Source organism: Halomarina halobia (assembly GCF_029338575.1).
Taxonomy (GTDB): domain Archaea; phylum Halobacteriota; class Halobacteria; order Halobacteriales; family Haloarculaceae; genus Halomarina; species Halomarina halobia.
On sequence record NZ_CP119992.1, the window covers coordinates 1,049,723 to 1,069,763 of the forward strand.

General features: G+C 70.8%; 16 protein-coding genes. 10 read left to right on the forward strand and 6 right to left on the reverse strand.

Annotated elements, in window-relative coordinates; genetic code table 11:
* Positions 1-98 precede the first annotated feature (98 nt).
* Both P1K31_RS05675 and P1K31_RS05680 read right to left on the reverse strand, forming a co-directional pair.
* Positions 99-1,781, reverse strand: a complete 1,683-nt coding sequence (locus tag P1K31_RS05675) for a long-chain fatty acid--CoA ligase (protein WP_368410884.1) — start codon at positions 1,779-1,781, stop codon at positions 99-101.
* Between the two features lie 131 nt (positions 1,782-1,912).
* Positions 1,913-2,260: a hypothetical protein gene (locus tag P1K31_RS05680; protein ID WP_276305314.1), complete on the reverse strand. Its 348-nt coding sequence runs from the start codon at positions 2,258-2,260 to the stop codon at positions 1,913-1,915.
* A 147-nt stretch (positions 2,261-2,407) separates the two neighbouring features.
* Here P1K31_RS05680 and P1K31_RS05685 point away from each other — a divergent pair, with 147 nt between their 5' ends.
* From P1K31_RS05685 to P1K31_RS05695, 3 genes are all read left to right on the forward strand, one after another.
* Positions 2,408-3,568 carry a CaiB/BaiF CoA transferase family protein gene (locus tag P1K31_RS05685; protein ID WP_276305315.1) on the forward strand — a complete coding sequence of 387 codons (1,161 nt, stop codon included), beginning with the start codon at positions 2,408-2,410 and terminating at the stop codon, positions 3,566-3,568.
* A 75-nt stretch (positions 3,569-3,643) separates the two neighbouring features.
* Positions 3,644-4,624 (forward strand): LLM class flavin-dependent oxidoreductase, encoded by a 981-nt coding sequence (locus P1K31_RS05690; RefSeq protein ID WP_276305316.1) that lies wholly within the window; start codon positions 3,644-3,646, stop codon positions 4,622-4,624.
* 593 nt (positions 4,625-5,217) lie between these two features.
* Complete coding sequence (locus P1K31_RS05695; RefSeq protein WP_276305317.1) at positions 5,218-6,213, forward strand: CapA family protein; 996 nt, start codon at positions 5,218-5,220, stop codon at positions 6,211-6,213.
* 36 nt (positions 6,214-6,249) lie between these two features.
* On the opposite strand, the gene P1K31_RS05700 is transcribed toward P1K31_RS05695, so the two are convergent.
* Entirely contained in the window at positions 6,250-7,440 is a 1,191-nt protein-coding gene (locus P1K31_RS05700; protein WP_276305318.1) for an alpha-hydroxy-acid oxidizing protein, read from the reverse strand.
* 282 nt (positions 7,441-7,722) lie between these two features.
* Here P1K31_RS05700 and P1K31_RS05705 point away from each other — a divergent pair, with 282 nt between their 5' ends.
* Both P1K31_RS05705 and P1K31_RS05710 read left to right on the forward strand, forming a co-directional pair.
* The gene (locus P1K31_RS05705; RefSeq protein WP_276305319.1) at positions 7,723-9,708 is read left to right on the forward strand and encodes an AMP-dependent synthetase/ligase; all 1,986 of its coding nucleotides are present in this window, start codon (positions 7,723-7,725) and stop codon (positions 9,706-9,708) included.
* Between the two features lie 278 nt (positions 9,709-9,986).
* Positions 9,987-10,253 (forward strand): SCP2 sterol-binding domain-containing protein, encoded by a 267-nt coding sequence (locus P1K31_RS05710; protein ID WP_276305320.1) that lies wholly within the window; start codon positions 9,987-9,989, stop codon positions 10,251-10,253.
* A 106-nt stretch (positions 10,254-10,359) separates the two neighbouring features.
* Here the strand turns inward: P1K31_RS05710 and P1K31_RS05715 are convergent, their stop codons facing one another.
* The 3 genes from P1K31_RS05715 to P1K31_RS05725 form a co-directional block, all read right to left on the reverse strand.
* Complete coding sequence (locus P1K31_RS05715) at positions 10,360-11,136, reverse strand: SDR family NAD(P)-dependent oxidoreductase (protein WP_276305321.1); 777 nt, start codon at positions 11,134-11,136, stop codon at positions 10,360-10,362.
* Between the two features lie 125 nt (positions 11,137-11,261).
* Positions 11,262-11,972, reverse strand: coding sequence for an HAD family hydrolase (locus tag P1K31_RS05720; RefSeq protein ID WP_276305322.1), 711 nt, complete (start codon positions 11,970-11,972; stop codon positions 11,262-11,264).
* Between the two features lie 91 nt (positions 11,973-12,063).
* The gene (locus P1K31_RS05725) at positions 12,064-13,038 is read right to left on the reverse strand and encodes an MBL fold metallo-hydrolase (protein ID WP_276305323.1); all 975 of its coding nucleotides are present in this window, start codon (positions 13,036-13,038) and stop codon (positions 12,064-12,066) included.
* 162 nt (positions 13,039-13,200) lie between these two features.
* Between P1K31_RS05725 and P1K31_RS05730 the strand changes: the two genes are divergently transcribed.
* The 5 genes from P1K31_RS05730 (at position 13,201) to P1K31_RS05750 (ending at position 19,987) form a co-directional block, all read left to right on the forward strand.
* Positions 13,201-13,980: an SDR family NAD(P)-dependent oxidoreductase gene (locus P1K31_RS05730; RefSeq protein ID WP_276305325.1), complete on the forward strand. Its 780-nt coding sequence runs from the start codon at positions 13,201-13,203 to the stop codon at positions 13,978-13,980.
* On the forward strand, positions 13,977-14,978 hold the full coding sequence (locus tag P1K31_RS05735) for a TIGR04024 family LLM class F420-dependent oxidoreductase (protein WP_276305326.1): 1,002 nt from the start codon (positions 13,977-13,979) through the stop codon (positions 14,976-14,978). The genes P1K31_RS05730 and P1K31_RS05735 overlap by 4 nt, the downstream gene beginning before the upstream one ends.
* A gap of 158 nt (positions 14,979-15,136) precedes the next feature.
* Positions 15,137-16,204 (forward strand): TAXI family TRAP transporter solute-binding subunit, encoded by a 1,068-nt coding sequence (locus P1K31_RS05740; protein WP_276305327.1) that lies wholly within the window; start codon positions 15,137-15,139, stop codon positions 16,202-16,204.
* 7 nt (positions 16,205-16,211) lie between these two features.
* A complete protein-coding gene (locus P1K31_RS05745; RefSeq protein WP_276305328.1) occupies positions 16,212-18,239 on the forward strand; it encodes a TRAP transporter permease in 2,028 nt (675 codons plus the stop codon).
* A gap of 47 nt (positions 18,240-18,286) precedes the next feature.
* Complete coding sequence (locus tag P1K31_RS05750; protein ID WP_276305329.1) at positions 18,287-19,987, forward strand: thiamine pyrophosphate-binding protein; 1,701 nt, start codon at positions 18,287-18,289, stop codon at positions 19,985-19,987.
* Positions 19,988-20,041: the final 54 nt, after the last annotated feature.

Consider the following 20,041-nt stretch of genomic DNA (forward strand, 5'->3'; position numbering starts at 1 on the left):
CCGGAGTGCCGACGACCGTGAGACGCGGACGGCCGACAGTAGAGCGCCGCGTGTCCCCGCCGTCACGCCCCGACCAGACCCGGCTCGCTCGGACCCGGTTACGCCTCCTCCCGCTCTCCCTCCAGTACCACGTCGTCGTACTGCTCGCGCAGCACGCGCTTGTTGAACTTCCCGGTCGAGGTGCGTGGGATCGCGTCGAGGAACTCGATCGCGTCGGGGAGCCACCACGAGGGGAAGCGCTCGGCGAGGTGCTCGCGCAGTTCGTCCGCGGAGGCGTCCGCGCCCTCGCGGAGGACGACGCACGCGAGGGGGCGCTCCTGCCACTTCTCGTGGTCGACGGCGATGACGGTCGCCTCCGCGACGGCGTCGTGGGCCATCAGTTCGTTCTCCAGTTCGACGCTGGAGATCCACTCCCCGCCGGACTTGATCACGTCCTTCGTCCGGTCCTTGACGTCGACGTACCCGTGTTCGTCCATCGTCGCGATGTCGCCCGTCCGGAGCCACCCGTCCTCGGTGAACGACTCGCGGTTCGCGTCCGGCCGGTTGTGGTACTCCCCGACCACCCACGGGCCGCGGACCTGGAGGTCCCCCATCGACTCGCCGTCGCGGGGGACGTCGTTCCCGTCTCGCGCACGCCGTCCGCTCGACCGTTCCGAGGCGTCCGGGGACGCCTCGCCGTCCTCGTCGCGGATCCGAACCTCGATCCCGGGGACGGGCATCCCCGCCGTCGCGCGGTAGCGGTACCGCTCCTCGGCCGGGAGGTCCCGCAGTTCCTTCCGGAGCGTGCTGAGCGTCGCCAGCGGGGTCGTCTCGGTCATCCCCCACCCCTGGATGATCGGCGCGTCGTAGCGCTCGTCGTACCTCCGGATGAGGGACTCGGGCGGGGCGCTCCCGCCGACGGTCAGGCGGTCGATGTTAGAGATGTCGACCTCCGGGTGCTCGTCGAGGTACTCGGCCATCTCCAGCCAGATCGTCGGGACGGCCGCCGAGACGGTCACCTCCTCGTCCGCGATGAGTTCCGCGACCGATCCGGGATCGGTGTGGACGCCCGGGAGGACCTGCTTCGCGCCGACGAGCGTCGCGGCGTAGGGCAGCCCCCACCCGTTGGCGTGGAACATCGGGACGACGGGGAGGACGACGTCCGACTCGCTCACGCCGTTGGTGTCGACGTGTCCGCACATCAGGCTGTGGAGGTAGACGGCGCGATGGGTGTAGGCGACGCCCTTCGGCTTCCCCGTCGTCCCCGAGGTGTAGCACATCCCGCACTCGTCCCGCTCGTCGACCTCGGGCCAGTCGTACTCCGTCGGGTAGTCCGCGACGAGGTCCTCGTAGGCGATCACGGGGTCGAGGGAGGTCTCGGGGACCTCGTCGGCCAGCACGACGTACCGCTCTACGGTCTCGAAGGCGTCGGCGTTGGCCTCGACCTTCTCGACGAACGCCGGATCGACGAACAGCACCCGGTCCTCGGCGTCGTTCACGATGTACTGGAAGTGTTCGTCGGGCAGGCGCATGTTGCACATGTGGATCGACCGGCCGGAGCACGGCGGTGCGAAGTACAGTTCGAGGTGGCGGTAGTCGTTCGCCGCGACGGTGGCGACCCGCTCGCCCCGCTCGACCCCGAGGTCGTCGAGCGCGTGCGCGAGCCGGCAGATCCGAGCGTGAGCGTCCGCGTAGGTGTACCGGTGGAGGCTCCCGTCCGGTCGCTTCGTTACGATCTCGCGGTCGGGAAAGAGGTCGACCGCGCGGTCGAGCAACCCGGTGACGGTGAGTTGGACGTCCATCATCATGGCACGTGGCGTGTGATTGCACACCGATGGCATAGGTGTTCGCCCGGCGGCCGGCGACGCCCGCACCCGGCCCGTACCCGGACCGCGCTCGTTCCGGCTCCGCCCCTCGACACCGGCGCGTCGCTCTACGCCAGCGCCTCGTACGACGTGAACCCGATGAAATCGGGGTCGTCGGTCAGGAGCGGGTCGAGCAGCGCCTCCCACTCACGCCAGCGCTCGGGGTACGCCTCCGGCGGCTTCGGGTCCCCGGGCGGTCCCCAGAGCGCCTCCCACGCCTCGCGGTCCTCGTAGGTCCAGATCGCGGCGTACTCCCCCTCGCGGTCGCCCTTGATCCCCCGGAGGAACCGGCGGTCGACGAGTCCGGGGAGGTCGAACAGCCCCCGCCGTTCGGCCGCCTCGACGGCCGCCTCGAAGTCGGCCGGGTCGGCGTCGGGCGCGAGTTCGTACTCGTGGACGCTGACGACGCGTGTCATGATCGGAGGAACGCGGCCCGACGTCGTAGTCCTCCCGGCCGGGCGCGTACCGTCGGCGGCGACGAGACGGACGGCGCGGCATCGTCGGACGCCGTCGTTCGGCGGCCGCGGCCGACAGTATATGAGCCCCGCGGCCGGAGTCGCCGCATGGACCTCCGCGACATCCGCGTGCTCGACCTGACGCGACTGCTCCCCGGCCCCTACGCGACCCAACTGCTCGCCGACATGGGCGCGGACGTGGTGAAGATCGAGGACACGGGTGCCGGCGACTACGCCCGAGACATGGAGCCGACGACCGACCGCGGCGTGGGCGCGGTGTTCGACGCGGTGAACAGGGGCAAGCGGAGCGTCGCCGTCGACCTCAAGCGGGAGGGCGGCCGCGAGGCGTTCTACGCGCTCGCCGAGGAGGCCGACGCCGTCATCGAGGGGTTCCGACCGGGCGTCGTCGATCGCCTCGGCGTCGACCACGACACGCTCCGCGCGCACAACCCCGGGATCGTCTACTGCTCGCTCACGGGCTACGGCCAGACCGGGCCGGAGGCCGACCGCGCGGGCCACGACATCAACTATATCGGACGCGCGGGCCTGCTCGACGCGACGCGCGCCGGCCCGGACGCCCGGCCGGTGGTGCCCGGCTACCAGGTGGCGGACCTCGCGGGGGGCCTGTTCGCCGCCTTCGGCGTCGTGAGCGCCCTGCTGTCGCGCGAGCACACCGGCGAGGGGACGTACGTCGACGTGGGGATGGCCGACGTGGTGCTGTCGTTCTCGCAGTCGCTCGCGTCCCAGTCGCTCGCGGGCGACGACCCCCGGCCCGGCGAGACGCCGCTCACGGGCGGCTACCCCTGGTACGACGTCTACGAGGCCGCCGACGGCGAATACGTCACCCTCGCCGCGCTCGAACCGCAGTTCTGGCGGGCGTTCTGTGAGGCGGTCGGCCGCGGGGATCTGATCGACGCGCACATGACCGAGGATCCGGACGAACTCGCGGCGCTGCGGGAGGCGCTCGCCGACGTGTTCCGGACCCGCCCGCGCGGCGAGTGGGTGGAGGCCTTCCGCGGCGTGGACGGCACCGTCGACGGGGTCTACTCCCCCCGGGAGGCCGTCCGCGACCCGCAGTTCGAGGCCCGCGGGATGATCGAGCGCGGCGACGGCGCGCCACCCCGCCTCGGCTTCCCCGCCGTCGCCGACCTCCCCGACGGCGACGAGCGGGTGCCCGGCCACGGCGAGCACACAGACGAGGTGCTGCGCGGGGCCGGACTCGCCGCGGAGCACGTCGCCGCCCTCCGGGAGACGGGCGCGGTGAAGTGATCGAGGGGGCCGAACGCGTAGACGATCAGACGGTGCGAGTGACCCTTTATGTACCTGCGCCCGGACGGTGGTAGCATGCACCTCGGCGTCCTCGTTCCGGCGACCGTCTCCGACCCGACCGACTTCGCGATCCGCGCGGAGGAACTGGGCTACGACTCCGCGTGGGTCCCCGAACTCTGGCACGAGAGCGCGATCGTCAGGCTCGCCGACGTCGCCGCGCGGACCGACCGCATCGAACTCGGGACCGCCATCGTCAACGTCTACTCGCGCACGCCCGCGGTCCTCGCGATGACCGCGGCGACGCTCGACCGCGTCTCGGACGGCCGGTTCACCCTCGGCGTCGGGACGAGCACGAGGAAGGCGATCGAGGACCTCCACGGGATGGAGTGGGACGACCCGAACCCCGTCCGCCGCGCTCACGAGTGTATCGAACTGACGAAGCAGTATCTCGCCGACGACGGGCGCGTGAACTACGACGGCGAGGTGTTTCACGCCGCCGACTTCCCCGCGCTCGGCGCGGACGTACCGATCTACCACGCGGCGCTCGGGAAGGCGAACCGCCGGGTCGTCGCCCGCCTCTGCGACGGCTGGATCCCCCACAACGTCCCCTTCCGCGACCTCCCCGAGGCGTTCGAGTACGTCGCGGAGCACGCGGAGGAGGCGGGCCGCGACCCCGACGACATCGCCGTCGCGCCCTACGTCCCCGCGTGCGTCAGCGACGACGGCGAGGAGGCCCGCCAGCGGGTGCGCGAGCACCTCGCCTACTACGTGGGCAACGGCAGGGGGTACGAGCGGGCGGTCGCCCGGCGCTTCCCCGAGGACGCGGAGCGGGTGGCGACGCTGTGGCGCGGCCGCGACCGCGGCGAGGCGGTCGCGGCCGTCACCGACGAGATGGTGCGGGCGCTCGGCGTCGCGGGCGACGGGGAGGAGGCGCGCGAGCAGTTGCGCGAGGTCGCGGCGGTCGACGTCATCGACCGGCCGCTCGTCACCATCCCGAACGGCGCGGGCGACCTCGCCGAGCGGACGATCGAGGAACTGGCCCCGGAGCGGCTGTAGGGCGCTCGGGGATTCGGCGACGGAACCGCCTCTCGAGACGGGTCCGGCCGCCGACGAGCGGTCGCGATTCGGGCACGAGCGGGTTTGGTTTTAGGAACGTTTCAACCACCAGTCACAAGTACTATTGCCGTCTGCGGTGTGGACTCGAACAGGGGCGTAGCCGGGGCTCGCTCGCTACGGCGCGTCTGCAGAAATCGTCGCACAGCCGACGGCACAGCGTTCGGATGGCACACGAACCCGCCGGCGTGCGAAGCGTCGTGTCGGCACACGAGAGGGCGATCGCCCGGTGTAGGCGTCCCCTACCACCCGCGGTCACGCGGTCGGACTCGGAACGATGGGTGATGATTTCGGACCGGACCGAGTCGAACCGCGATCGCGTCCTATCGGCGCGTAGGGATCTCGCCCCTGTATCCAGGGAACCAGCGGACACTTGAGAGTCTTTTGGTTTATCAGCCCACGTAACTGACGGGCCATCCGGAATAACCGTAGAACCTGACCGTATCGGACGTGCGGTACTCCCCGCGGAGGAGTTCTCGACCCGGCCGCGGCGAGTGGGGAAGGCGTTTTGTCCGTGACCCGCCAAGGTGAGGGGGATGTCGGGGAGGGGACGGATCGGACTGACGGGCGACGTCATGCTCGGCCGGACGGTCGACGAGCGTCAGCGTCACCGTCCCCCCGAGGCCGTCTGGGGAACCGCTCTCGATCGCCTGCGGGGGCTCGACGGACTGATCGTCAACCTCGAGTGCTGCCTCTCGACGCGCGGGGAGCGCTGGACGCGCACGTACCGCCCGTTTCACTTCCGGGGCGATCCCGGCCGGGCGATCCCGGCGCTCGACGCCGCGGGCGTCGACTGCTGTGCGCTCGCGAACAACCACGTCCTCGACTTCGGGGAGGTGGCCCTGGAGGACACCCTCGATCACCTCGACGCGGCGGGCATCGCCCACGCGGGCGCGGGGCGGGACGTCGACGCGGCGCTCGCCCCCGCCCGCGCGGCGATCGGCGGCCTCGACGTCGCGGTCGTCTCGTTCACCGACAACACGCCGGAGTACGCCGCCACGGAGGACGCGCCGGGGACGGCTCACGTCGAGATCGACGTCGGAAACGACGACACCCGTGATCGCGTGGCGGAGGCGCTGTCCCGGGCGAGGGAGCCCGCCCCCGACCTCCTCGTCGCGTCGCTCCACTGGGGACCCAACATGGTCGAGGAGCCCCCACCGGCGTTCGAGGCGTTCGGCCGCTGGCTCGTGGACCGGGGGGTCGACCTCGTCCACGGCCACAGCGCCCACGTCTTCCACGGGGTCGAGGTGTACGACGGCGCGCCGATCCTCTACGACGCGGGCGACTTCGTCGACGACTACGCCGTCGACCCCGATCTCAGGAACGACCGGAGCTTCCTGTTCGAGGTCCGCACGGACGCGGACGCGGCGATCGAAGAGGTCCGTCTGCTCCCCACGGAGATCCGCGACTGTCGCGTCCACGAGGCGCGCGGCGACGCCGCTCGCTGGTGCCGCGAGCGCATGCGCGAACGCTCCGAGCCGTTCGGCACCGAGTTCGAGCGGGACGGCGAGGGACTCGTCGTCGCCGTGTGACGATCGGACGACGCGACGCCCTCGGCGAACCGTTCCTCACAGCTCCTCGGTTCGGACCAGAAGCGAGCGGTCGAGGTCGGCGACGCTCGGCCGGCCGACGTTCGAGAGGGTGACGTCGAGGTCGGCCCGGAGGTTGGTGAGCACCTCGTGGACGCCCGCCTCGCCCGCGATCGCGAGTCCGCAGGCGAACGGCCGGCCGACCATGACGGCGTCCGCGCCGAGCGCGAGCGCCTTGATCACGTCCGAGCCGCGGCGGATCCCGCTGTCGAGGGTGACGGGAACGCGCCCCTCGATCCGTTCGACGATCCCGGGGAGCGCCTCGAGCGCGCCGATCGAGCCGTCCACCTGCCGCCCGCCGTGGTTGGAGACGGCGACGGCGTCGACGCCGCGCGCTACCGCCTCCGCCGCGTCCGCCGGGTGGAGCAGCCCCTTCACGACGACGGGGAGGTCGGTCATCCCGCAGAGGTCCTCCAGGTCGTCCCAGTCGAGCGCCGGGTTGCCGAACACGTCGATGAAGTGCTGGACTGCGGCGTCGGGGTACTCCTCGGGCGGCCCGTCGAGGCCCTCCCGGAAGGCCGGGTCGGAGAGGTAGTTGGCGAGCCCCTCGCCGGCGAGCGTGGGGAGGTACGCGCGCTCGATGTCGCGCTCGCGCCAGCCGAGGATGGGAACGTCCACGGTGAGGACGATGGCGTCGAAGCCCGCGCTCTCGGCACGCTCGACGAAGCTCTCCATGATCGCCCGCTCCGAGGACCAGTAGAGCTGGAACCACTTCGGCGTCTCGCCCAGCGCCTCGGCGACCTCCTCCATCCTGTGGGAGGCCACCGAACTCAAGCACATCGGGACGTTCAGGTCGCCCGCCGCCCGCGCCGTCGCGAGTTCGCCCTCCTCGTGGACGATCGTCTGAACGCCGAGCGGCGCGAGGGCGAACGGCACGTCGAACGTCCGGCCGAGCAGGTCCACGTGCAGGTCGCGCTCGGTCACGTCCCTGAGGAGGCGGGGGACGATGCGCCAGTCGTCGAACGAGCGCCGGTTCGCGGCCATCGTCGCCTCACCGCCCGCGCCGCCGGCCACGTAGGCCGCGGCCTCGTCGCTCATCGCCTCGAGCGCGGCCTCGCGGAGGCGCTCGTACCTGACGGGGAGTTCGGGGGGCCGGTCCGCGAACATCCCCGCGGTGTAGACGTCGCGCTGGCGGTCCTGTCCATACGGGTCGGAAGGCCTGTCGACCATACCCGGGCTGTGCGGCCCGCGCTAATATACTGTTGGCTGTACCTCGTTGAATCGCCTCGCCACACCGTCGTGTCGAGTGTGCGTGTACACAGGTGCAGCCGACGGTATACGTGTGAGGGGCGGTGACTGTGGACACCCGGCGCGTCCCGTTCCGGACGCCGGGGAGTCGCGGACGCCGAAACAACGCCGTCTCCGTGGCTACCAGTTCAAGGAGAGTCATATGGGTGCACGCAACAAACTGTAATCAATGATGGGGTTGAATCGAAGCGACCCGGTGATTCGGTGACGGGAGAACGAGAGCGCGCGGAGCGCGAGTACGTCGACGAGGTGATCGGCGACGACACGATCCCGCAGCTGTTCGAGGCGAGCGCGAAGCGCAACGCGAACCGGCGGGCCCAGCGGTACAAGGGTGGCGTCCACGACCGGTCGCTCGTGACTGCCGGCGCGGTGCCCGCCGCCCCGGACGGCGACTACGGGACGCTCACGTACGCGGAGATGCGCGACGTCGTCAGGGACCTGGCGGCGGGCTTTCGCACCCTCGGGGTGGAGGCCGGCGACCGCGTCGGTATCTTCGCGAACACCCGCATGGAGTGGGCCCAGACCGACTTCGCGCTCCTCGCCTCGGGAGCGGTCGTAACGACGGTGTACGTCGAATCGACCCCGAACCAGGTGCGGTACCTGCTCTCGGACCCGGGGGCGACGGGCGTCGTCGTCGAGAACGGCGAGTTGCTCGAGCGCGTCCTCGAGGTGGAGGACGACCTCGACCTCTCCTTCGTCGTCGTCATCGACGAGGTTCCGCGGCGCGCCGACCGGGACGACGTGTTCACGCTCGGGGAGGTCTACGAGCGCGGCCGCGAGACGTTCGACGAGGACGAGTACCGGTCCTGGCTCGACTCGCGGGACCTCGACGACCTCGCGAGCCTCATCTACACCTCGGGGACGACGGGCGAGCCGAAGGGCGTACGGCTCACGCACGGTAACTTCCGGGCGAACGTCAACGGGATCCGCAAGCGGTTCGGTCCGCGCCCGGATCGCCCGCCGGAGGTGCCGACGATCGACGACGACTCGACGACGCTGTCGTTCCTCCCGCTCGCGCACGTCTTCGAGCGCACGGCCGGCCACTTCGTCCCGTTCGCGAGCGGGACGTGCGTCGCCTACGCCGAGAGCACGGACACCGTCGCGGACGACATCGCGCTCGTGAAGCCCACGGGTGCGACGAGCGTCCCGCGTATCTACGAGCGCATCTTCCGCGGCATGCGCGAGCAGGCGAGCGAGTCGAAGGTCAAGTCGCGGATCTTCGAGTGGGCCGTCGGGGTCGCCCGAAAGCGCGCGCGAACGGAGGATCCGGGGCCGATCCTCCGCGCGCAGCACGCCCTCGCCGACCGCCTCGTCTACAGCACGGTCCGCGAGGGCCTCGGGGGGAACGTCGAACTGTTCATCAGCGGCGGCGGGAGCCTCTCTACTGACCTGGCCCAGCTGTTCGTCGGCATGGGGCTGACCATCTGCGAGGGGTACGGGCTGACGGAGACCGCCCCCGTCGTCTCCGCCAACCCGCCGGAGGACATCCGCGCGGGGACGCTCGGTCCGCCGCTCGTGGACGTGGAGGTGCGGCTCGACGAGTCGGTCCTCCCCCCGGACCAGCGCGCCCCTGAGGAGACGGGCGGGCGGGTCGGCGAGTTGCTGGTGCGGGGGCCGAACGTGACGGCGGGCTACTGGAAGCGCCCCGACGCCACCGAGGCGGCGTTCACGGCGGACGGTTACTTCCGCACCGGCGACATCGTCGAGCAGACCGACGACGGCTACCTCGTCTTCCGCGACCGGCTCAAGCAGTTGCTGGTGCTCTCGACCGGCAAGAACGTCGCCCCCGGCCCCATCGAGGATCGGTTCGCCACGGTCGACCGCGTCGAGCAGGTGATGGTCGTCGGCGACGACGAGAAGTTCGTCGGGGCGCTCGTCGTCCCCAACGTCGAGGCCGTCCGCGAGTGGGCGCGCGAGCAGGACGTCGACCTCCCCGACGATCCGGCAGCCGTCTGCGAGGACGAGCGCGTTCACGCGTTCGTCGGCGAGGCCGTCGAGCGCGTCAACGAGGACCTGGAGAAGTACGAGCGGATCAAGCGCTTCGAACTCGTCCCCGAGGAGTGGACGCCGGAGAACGACATGCTCACGCCCTCGATGAAGAAGAAGCGCCGCAACATCCTCGATCGCCACCGCGAGGAGGTCCGGGCGATCTACGACAGCCAGCGGAAGCCGGCCGCGGCCGACGACTGAGGCGGCCGTCCCCGATTCGGCCCGCCGTGCCGCCGTTCCTCCCCGTTCCCGCCGTCACCGACCGGCCGCCTCGTCGCTCGCGGCCGACGCAGGTGCCCCGCTGCGGAGCGAGTACGAGTCGCGGGAGGGGCCGCCGTCCGAGCGGTTGGTAGCGGCGATCCGATCGCCGCCGCTCGAGGAGGCGACGGCGAGCCTTACCGACGACCTCCGGGCGGAACTCCCGGAGACGGTCGAGGAGCTGTTCGTCCAACTGGGAGAACCTGAGCGACGACCGGACCGTGTACTCCTCCCTCGACGTCCACGACGGCGGGTGCCGCGAGGTGGCGATCCTCGACGGCCTCGACGAGCGCGAACACGGCTTCGTCATCACCGGCGAGTACGACAAGTGGAAGAAGCTCGTCGAGGGCGAGGGGGGCGTCATCAACGTGCTCGTGAGCGGCGAGCTGGCCGTCGACGGGGACGTGCAACGCATCCTGCGGTACACCGAGGCCGCGGTGGACCTCGCCGACACGTCGGCGTCGCTCGACTCGCGGTTCGTCGTCTGACGACGCAGTTCCGAATCTGGCCGCGTCGGGAGCCGGCCGAGACGAGCCATCGCGGGAGGCGGGGGTCGGCGGTCGCGCGGTGGGAATCGATACTCGCCGGACCGGTTCAGAAGCTGAAGAGGTCGATGCCGCCGGTGACGCCGACGACCTGCCCGGTCACGTAGTTCGCCTGCTCGGAGCAGAGGAAGGCGACGAGGTTCGCCACGTCCGCCTCCGTCCCCAGCCTGCGCATGGGCGTCGCCCTGGCGATGCGGGCGAAGTACGGGTCGACCTCCTCGAGTTGCTCGATGGGGAGGTCGGCGAGCGCCTCGACCACGATGTTCGGCGCGATGACGTTGCTCGTGACGCCGCGCTGCGCGCCTTCGAGCGCCAGCGTCTTGCCGAAGCCGATGAGCGCCGCCTTCGTCGCGGAGTAGGAGATCTGGCCGAAGCCACCCTGCCAGCCCGCCATCGAGGACATGTTGACCACCCGCCCCCACTCGCGTTCGAGCATGCCGGGGAACACCGCGCGGGTGACGTTGTAGGCCCCGGTGAGGTTGATCGACACGTCGCGGTCCCAGGTCTCGTCGTCGTAGTCCTTCACCTGCGAGCGGGCGTCGACCATCGCCGCGTTGTTGATCAGGATGTCGACGCCGCCCGTCTCCTCCTCCAGCGCGCCGACCGTGTCGGCCACCTCCTCGCGGTCGGTGAGGTCGCACTCGACCGCGTGGGCCGTCCCGCCCGACGTCTCGATCTCGCCCGCCACCTCCTCTGCGGCGTCGAGGTCCACGTCGAGGACGATCACCTCCGCGCCCTCCGCCGCCAGCACGCGGCAGTCCTCGCTCCCGATCCGTCCGCCGCCCCCGGTCACGAGGGCCGTCCTATCGTCGAGTCCGAAGTCCATTGCGGGCGGTACAATGTACAGACCGTTCAAATAGTTACCCTGCGGCATGGGCGGCCGTTTTTACCCGCCGAGGGGCGAGCGATCCGGCGCTGTCGAGACCGACGCGACGGGTCGCCCGCCGTCGCTCACCGCAGACCGGCGATGTCGAGCAGGTCCGACAGGTCCTCGGCGACGTAGTCCACCGCGTCGTGGGGGTCCTCCCCGGCCCGCTCCGCGGCGCTCCCCCCGAGCGCGACGGTGACGAGGCCCGCCCGCGATCCGCCGCGCATGTCGTGGCGGTAGCGGTCGCCGACGTAGAGCGAGCGTTCGGGCGCGACGTGCGCCGGGGCCTTCTCGAGCGCGGCCTCGAACATCGCCGGGTCGGGCTTCGTCCGCCCGACCTCCTCGCTGGTCGTCACGTGGTCGAAGTGTCCGAGCACGTCGAACTTCCCGAGGATGCGCTCGGCCTCCCAGTGGTCGATGTCGCTGATGACTCCGAGGTAGTGCCCCGCGTCGTCGAGCGTCGAGACGACCTCCTTGGCGAACCGGGTCGGCTGTACGTGTTCGAGCGTCAACTCCGCGAACAGCGGGAACCACTCCTCCTCCGCGACCTTCCGCCCGACCGCCGCGTCGAGCGCCCGCTGGTATCCCGGCCGGGCCGTCCGGTAGACGGTGCCGTCGCGGGACGTGAAGTACGACCCGAGCGCCCGTTTCCAGTCCTCGATCAGCCCGTCGAGGTCGTCGATGCCCTGTTCGTCGGCGAACGCCTCGAGGAAGGCGACGTACCCCGTCCGAACCGACGAGAGGTCGAGCAGCACGCCCCCGATGTCGAAGAAGACGCCGTCGTAGTCGGCCATGGCGGATGGCCGGGCGAGGGACTAATGAAGCTATCGCGGCCGGCGTCGACGCGCGCCGACGCCTCGCTCGGGTCGGTTACCGGATCGGCGGCTACCGGGGTCGGTAGCGCCGGACGCCGTCCTCGACGGTCGCGGCGATCCGCCCCGCCGCCTCGAGGTGGCGGAGCGCGCCCACCACCTCGGCGATGATGTAGGCGATGTCGCGGTCGCCCGCCCGCTCCCGGGCGATCTCCGCGGCCGTCTCCGCTCCCGCCTCGACCCGCTCCCGCGTCCGGTCGAGCGTGCGGTCGAGGGAGGCGCGGTCGCGGGCGACCGCCCCCGCCAGGTCGTCGTGGACGGGCCCGTGGGCGGGGTAGACGCGCGCGACGTCGACCGCCGCGAGGCGGTCGAGCGCGCCGTAGAAGGCGGCGATGGCGTCCTCGACCCCGCGGTCGAGGCCGACGTGGATGGCGACCGGACGGAACGGTTCGATGGCCGCGTCCCCGGAGACGAGCGTCGGCTCGCCGAGCTCGACCCGGAAGCAGCAGTGATCCGCCTGGTGGCCCGGCGTGTGGATCACCTCGACTGGCGTCCCGCCCACCTCGACGCGCTCACCGTCCACCACCCAGGCGTCGACGTCGCCGGGCGGAAGGAGCTCGCGGTTCCGCTCCAGCGAATCGACGGCCATCGAGACGGCGGTCGAGAGCGCGTCGTCGGTCAGCCCCGCGCCGACGGCGTTCGCGCGGACGGCGGCGGCGAGGTCGTCCGGGTCGCGGTCGAAGCGCTCCCGGATCCCGGCGGGGGCGTACACGGTGGGGTCGGCCGCCTCGACGACCGCGCCGACCTGTCCGACGTGATCCACGTGAGGGTGCGTGAGGACGAGATGCTCGACGTCAGCGAGGTCGCGCCCGCAGTCCGCGAGGCGCTCGCGGAGGACCCGCTCCGCGTCGGGTCCGGGCATCCCGGCGTCGATCAGCGTCGGCTCGTCGCAGTCCACCAGGTAGCTGGCGACGTGTCCCGGCGGCCAGTCCACGTCGAACTCGATGCGGTGGACGGCGGGAGGTGCGTCGCTCCGGCGATCCGTCATCGGTGGAGCAACCCGCCGGCGGGCGATAAGGGTGCTGGTCCCGTCAGCGCCCGCCACCGGTTCGCGTAGCAATGGTAACCGTTCGTGGCGACCGTCGGACTAATGTTATACCGCACGGTTGTAGACGTGAACGATGGTAATCGAGAGCCAGGGTGAGATCGAATGAGCACCGAACAGTTCAGCGTGGCGGGGCGGACCGTCGTCATCACCGGATCATCGCAGGGGATCGGGAGGGTGACCGCGGAGCGCTTCGCCGAGGACGGCGCGAACGTCGTCGTCTCCTCGCGCTCCCAGGAGAAGGTCGACGAGGTCGCGGCGGGCATCCGCGAGTCCGGCGCGCCGGGCGACGTACTCGCGGTCGAGTGCGACGTGCGCGACCGCCCCTCGGTCGAGGCGCTGGTCGAGGCGACCGTCGAGGAGTTCGGCGGGGTGGACGTACTCGTCAACAACGCGGGCGCGTCGTTCATGGCCGGGTTCGCCGACATCTCGGAGAACGGCTGGAAGACGATCGTGGACATCAACCTCCACGGCACGTTCCACTGCTCGCAGGTCGCCGGCGCGCACATGCGCGAGCACGGCGGCGGGAGCATCGTCAACCTCGCGAGCGTCGCGGGCACCGACGGATCGCCGTACATGAGCCACTACGGCGCGGCGAAGGCGGGCGTGGTGAACCTCACGACGACGCTCGCCTACGAGTGGGCGGGCGACAACGTGCGCGTCAACTGCATCGCGCCGGGGTTCGTCGCCACGCCGGGCGTCGCCAGCCAGATGGGCGTCACGGCCGACGAGATCGACCGGAGCGACGTGAAGCGACGCATCGGCCTGAGCGAGGAGATCGCCGACGTCGTGCAGTTCCTCGCCAGCGACGCCTCGTCGTACGTCGTGGGTGAGACTATCGTGGCGCGCGGCCTCCCGCGGATCGAGGAGACGGCCGAGGTATGACCGACCGAGACGTCTTCCTCCCGGTCGCGGCCCAGGCGAGCGTCGGGGCGTTCGTCGAACAGGCCCGGCGCGCCGAGGACCTCGGCTACGACGCGGCGTGGATCCCCGAGACGTGGGGGCGAAACGCGGCCGTCGTGCTGGCGAGCATCGCCGAGGGCACCGACTCGATCGACGTCGGGACGAGCATCATGCCGATCTACTCGCGCTCGCCGGCCCTCATCGGCCAGACCGCGGCCACGCTGCAGGAGGTCTCCGAGGGTCGCTTCCGCCTCGGCCTCGGTCCGAGCGGCCCCATCGTCATCGAGAACTGGCACGGCGTCGACTACGGGAACCCCCTCCGCCGGACGCGGGAGACCGTCGACGTCGTGCGGCGCGTGCTCTCGGGCGAGGAGGTGGAGTACGACGGCGAGTACTTCGACCTCTCGGGCTTCCGCCTGCGCTGTACGCCGCCGGATCCCGTCCCGCCGATCGAGGTGGCCGGGATGGGGCCGAAGGCGGTCGAACTCGCCGGGCGCTTCGCCGACGGCTGGCACGCGCTCATGCTCACCCCCGAGGGGATGGCCGACAGGATCGAGGACCTCGAACGCGGGGCCGACCTCGGGGGGCGCGACCCCGACGACGTGCGCGTCACCCTCTCGCTGACCTGCGCCGCGCTCCCCGACCGCGAGCGGGCCCGCGAGATCGTCAGGCAACACGTCGGGTTCTACCTCGGCGGGATGGGGACGTTCTACCGCGACGCGCTGGCCCGGCAGGGCCACGAGGAGACCGCGGGGGCGATCTACGAGGCGTGGCAGGCCGGGAACAGGAGGGAGGCGCTCGCCGAGATCGACGACGACCTGCTCGACTCGCTGGCGGTCGCCGGGACGCCCGAGGAGGCCCGCGAGCGCGTCGCCGAGTTCGAGGCGCTTGCCGGCGTCGACGCCGTCTCCGTCTCCTTCCCACGCGCCGCCGAACCGGAGGAGATCCGGGCGACAATCGACGCGCTCGCGCCGACGTAACCCCGTTCTCGCCCCTGACGCGCGCGTCGTCGGGCAACCCTCCCACCGCCCGACCGAAAGTGTCGGCCATATTTACAATTGGTAAGTTCGGGGGGTAGTACGGTAAACAGTGTGAGCGATACGAAGAATTATAAGGATAAACTGTTAGCCATTGATGTATGGTTGTTCCACGCGGACCGTCCTCACGGCGTACGTTTCTCAAGTCCTCGCTCGGCGCTGCGGGCGCGCTGACGCTCGCGGGCTGTCTCGGGGGCGAAGGCGGGACCGGGAACGGCGGCGGAAACGGGTCCGGGGGCGGTTCGGGCCCCACGGACATGGTGATGCACACGGCGACGGAGACGACCGCGGCCTACGCGATGAGCCAGGGTATCGCGGCCGTCGTCAACGACAACACCGACGCGGTCCGGATCGACGCGCGACCGAGCGAGGGGACGAACGCGAACATCGGTCAGCTGAACCGGAACGAGGCGCACATCGTCTACATCCAGAACTGGTCGGCGAACAAGATCGAGGAGGGCGAGGAGCCCTTCTCCGACCTCTCGTTCCAGCCGTACCAGGTCCACCACCTCTACGACCTCGGGTGGTTCCTCTGCAGCGGCAACGACGGCTGGGAGACGGTCGCCGACATCGAGCCCGACAGCCGCGTCTCGCCGACCCCCCGGGGCTCTGGCACCGCCGAGATGCTCGAACACGCCCTCGGCTACGTGACCTCCGACTACGAGCGCATCAGCGTCGACTACGGCGGCCAGGCGAGCGCGATGAGCGAGGGACGCCTCGACGTCGGCGCGGGGACGTTCGTGAACTTCTCGGTCGAACCGGGCTGGCTACAGGAGATGAAGGGGACGGTCGACCTCCGGCTGCTCGACTTCCCCGACGACGCGACGGCGGAGATGGAGTCCGACCCGGCGCTGCTCGTCACCGAGATCGACACCGGCGAGATGGAGGGGTACGCCCACGCGCCCGACCCGCTCATCGCGCCCTCGCTCGCGTACAACTTCGTCGTCCGGAACGACTTCAGCTACGACGCGGTCTACGGCTACCTCGAGGCGCTCCACGGGAACCGCGAGGGGCTCGGCGAGTACCACGGGTTGCTGACGCCGCTGGCCGACGAGAAGTACTTCCTCGAGAACCCCTACGACATGCCGTTTCACCCCGCCGCGGCCGACTTCTACGAGGAACTCGGTATCTGGAGCGACGACCTGACCCGCGGGGAGAAGGTGGAGTGATCCGTCGATGGGGGTGAGCCTGCGAGGGCGGTTCGACGCCGTCGACGAGTGGCCGCGCGGGAAGCTCGCGCTCTGGACGGCCGTCTCCGTCCTCGGCGTCGGGCTGACGCTCTACACGTTCTACTACGCGTACAGCCTGGCGCTCGTCCGGGTGCGCCACTCGAACCTCTTTCTCGGCGTCGGGCTGTGCGTCTTCTACCTCCACGCGACGCTCGAACACCGCTACGGGACGGAGGACGCGACGGCCTACCGCGACCGCGACCGGCTCGCGCCGGGCGGAGCGATCGGGCGGACCCGGGCGGCGCTCGGATCGTACGACTGGCTCCTCACGCTCGCGTTCGCGTTCGCGTCGCTCGCGGTGGCGGCGTACGTCGAGGCGAACTTCGACCGCCTGCTGAACGACGCCGTCGTCCTCGGGTTCACCTCGACCGACTACCTCGTCGGCGCGGCCATCGTCGCGATCGTCACGGACGCGACGCGGCGGGCGTACGGCTGGGCCATCACCTCCGTCGTCTTCGTCGCCATCGCCTACGCCATGGCGGGCCCGTCGCTCCCCGGCTTCCTCGGGCACACCGGCATGGACTGGCAGGAGGTCGCCCGCTACGGGGCGATCGGGCTGAGCGGCACCTACGGGTTCATCCTCGGCGTCGGGACGACGTGGGTCGCGGTGTTCATCATGTTCGCCGGGATGGCGAAGACCTACGGCGCGCTCGACTACATCCTCGACGTCGGCCGGGAGTTCGGGAACGAGCTCCGGACGGGCGTCGTCCAGGTCGCCGTCGTCTCCAGCATGGCGATGGGCTCGATCACGGGGAGCGCGGCCGCCAACACGGCCACCACGGGCACGTTCACCATCCCGATGATGAAGAACCAGGGAGTCAGGGACGACTTCGCCGCGGCCATCGAGAGCGTCGCCTCCTCCGGCGGGCAGATGATGCCGCCGGTGATGGGGGTCGCCGCGTTCATCATGGCCGACATCCTGCAGGTGAGCTACGTCGAGGTCATCCGGGCGGCGCTGCTCCCGGCGCTGCTGTTCTACTTCAGCGTCGGCGTCGCGGTCCAGTTCGTCGTCCTCCGGTTCGGCTGGACCGTCGAGCGGACGGGGCGGTTCGACCGGGGCGTCCTGCGCTCGGGGGCGCACTTCGCCGTCCCCTTCGCGGTGCTCATTTACACGCTCGTCGTGCTGCGCCTGACGCCGCTGAGCGCCGGGCTGTACACCTCGGCGACGCTCGTCGCGACGATGTACCTCCGGAACCTCGTCGTCGACGGTCCGAGCGCCGGGACGCTCGTCGACACCACCCTCGACACGTTCCGGGGGTTCCGCGACGGGGCCATCGACATGGCCCCGCTGATCGGCGTCCTCGCGGCGATGGGCATCATCATCAGCATGCTCACCCAGACCGGGCTCGCGAACAAGGTCAGCGTCCGGATGGTCGGACTCGCGGGGGGCGTCTTCGTCGCCGTGCTCGTGATGGCGATGCTCCTCAGCATCCTGTTCGGACTCGGCATGCCGACGCCCGCGGCGTACATCCTCGTCGTGATCCTCGTCGCGCCCGGCCTCGTCGAGATCGGCCTCCCCGAGATCACGGCCCACCTGTTCGTGTTCTACTTCGCCATGCTGTCCGCCATCACGCCGCCGGTCGCCGTGGCCGTCGCGGTCGGGGCGCGCATCGCGGGGTCGAACTTCATGCGGACCGGGAAGCAGGCGCTTCGGATCGGCGCGGCGGGCTTCCTCATCCCGTTCGCGTTCGTCACGAACCCGAGCCTCATCGCGTGGTCGTTCCCGGCGACGCCGCTGCACCTCGCCGTCGTGATGGTCGGCGTCGTCGCGCTCGTCGCGGCCACCACCGCCTACGACGGCCGCTCCGAACTGGGCCTCGTCGGCAGGGGGATCTACCTGCTCCTCGCGGCCGTCGCGCTGTACGCGCCGATGACGACGGTCCAGGTCGGCGCGGCGCTGCTCGCCCTGGTCGGCCTGGGCATGGCGTACCTCGACCGCGACCTCCCCGTCGGCGCGCCGGCGCGGAGTCGCTGACCCGATCGCCGCACAGCTTTATGACCGCTCCGAGATCACTACAGGTAATGACAGACACGGACGGCTACACCGGCGCTGACCTGTTCGTCGCTACCCTCGAACGGTACGGCGTCACCCGCGTGTTCGGCAACCCCGGGACGACGGAACTCCCGGTGCTCGAAGCGCTCTCGCACAGCGACCTCGACTACGTCCTCGGCCTGCACGAGGACGTCGCCGTTGGGATGGCCTCGGGGTACGCCCAGACGCGGCGCTACCACGGCCACCACGACCCGTCGGTGATGCCGGCGGGCGTCGTGAACCTGCACATCACGCCCGGCCTCGCCCACGGCCTCGGCAACCTCTACGCGGCGAAGTGGGTCGGCGCGCCGATCGTCGTCACCGCCGGGAACCACGAACTCGACTTCCGCCACGAGGAGCCGCTACTCTCGGGCGACCTCCTCGAACTGGTCCGGCAGTTCACGAAGTTCGACGCGGAGGTGACCGACGTGCGCGCGCTCCCCGGGCTGCTCCGGCGGGCGTTCCGCATCGCGCTGACGCCGCCCACCGGCCCCGTCTTCCTCGCGCTCCCGATGGACGTGATGCTCGCGGAGACGGACCTCGAACCGGAGCCGCTCGGGCCGATCCCGACCGCCGGGCGGGGCGACGAGGCGCAGATCGACGCGGCGGTCGACCTGCTCGCCGAGGCCGACGCGCCCGTATTCGTCCTCGGCGACGAGATCGCCCGGTCTGGCTACGAGGCGGTCGAGGCGGCCGTGGACCTCGCGGAGGCCTGCGGCGCGCGCGTCCACGGCGAGACGCTCGCCTGCGAGGTGAACTTCCCGACCGACCACGAGCTGTGGGTGTCGCACATCCCGCCCCGGGAGGACTTCGCGTCGATGCTGATGAACAGCGACACACTGGCGTTCGTCGGCTGCTCGACGAACACGACGCTCCTGCGCCACGAGAACCCGCTCGTCCCGGAGGACGCGACCCGGGTCCACGTCGGGACGAACGCTCACGACCTCGCCAAGCGACAGCGCGCCGACGCGGCGATCCTCGGCGATCCGGGTGACGTGATGGCCGACCTCGCGGCGCGCGTCGAGGCGCGCGTCGACGAGGAGACGCGCGCGGAGCGCGTCGAGAAGGTTCGAGCACTGAAGGAGTCGATCGCCGATACGACGGACAGGATCGGTCGCGGCGACGCCGACCCGGACGACCCGCGCGCCTCGAAGGCCGGCCTCGTGGACGCGCTACGCTCGGTCGCGCCGGACGCCTACGTCGTGGACGAGGGGATCACCGCGAAGTACCCCCTGCTCCTTCGCTGGCCGATGCAGGCGGAGCAGCTGATCTCGAACAAGGGCGGCGGCCTGGGTTACGGCCTGCCCGCCTCGGTGGGCGCGGCCATCGCGGAGCGCGAGTCCGACGACCCCCGGCAGGTCGTCGGCTACGTCGGCGACGGATCGTACCTCTACTATCCCCACGCGCTCTACTCGGCCGCGCGCTACGACGTGGACCTCACGGTCGTCGTCCCCGACAACCGCAACTACCGCATCCTGAAGGACAACACGAACGCCATCTTCGGCGGCGAGGACTCGGATCACGACTACGTCGGCATGGACTTCGAGCCGCCCGTCGACATCCCGACGAACGCCGAGAGCCACGGCGCGACGGGGCGCCTCGTGGAGCGCGAGGAGGAGATCGCGCCGGCGTTCGAGGAGGCGCTGGCGACGGACGGTCCCGTGGTACTGGACGTGCTGGTACACGACTGACCGACGCCGCTCCGCGGTGCTCTCGCGTTCGATCGCCTCCATAGGGCTATCGAG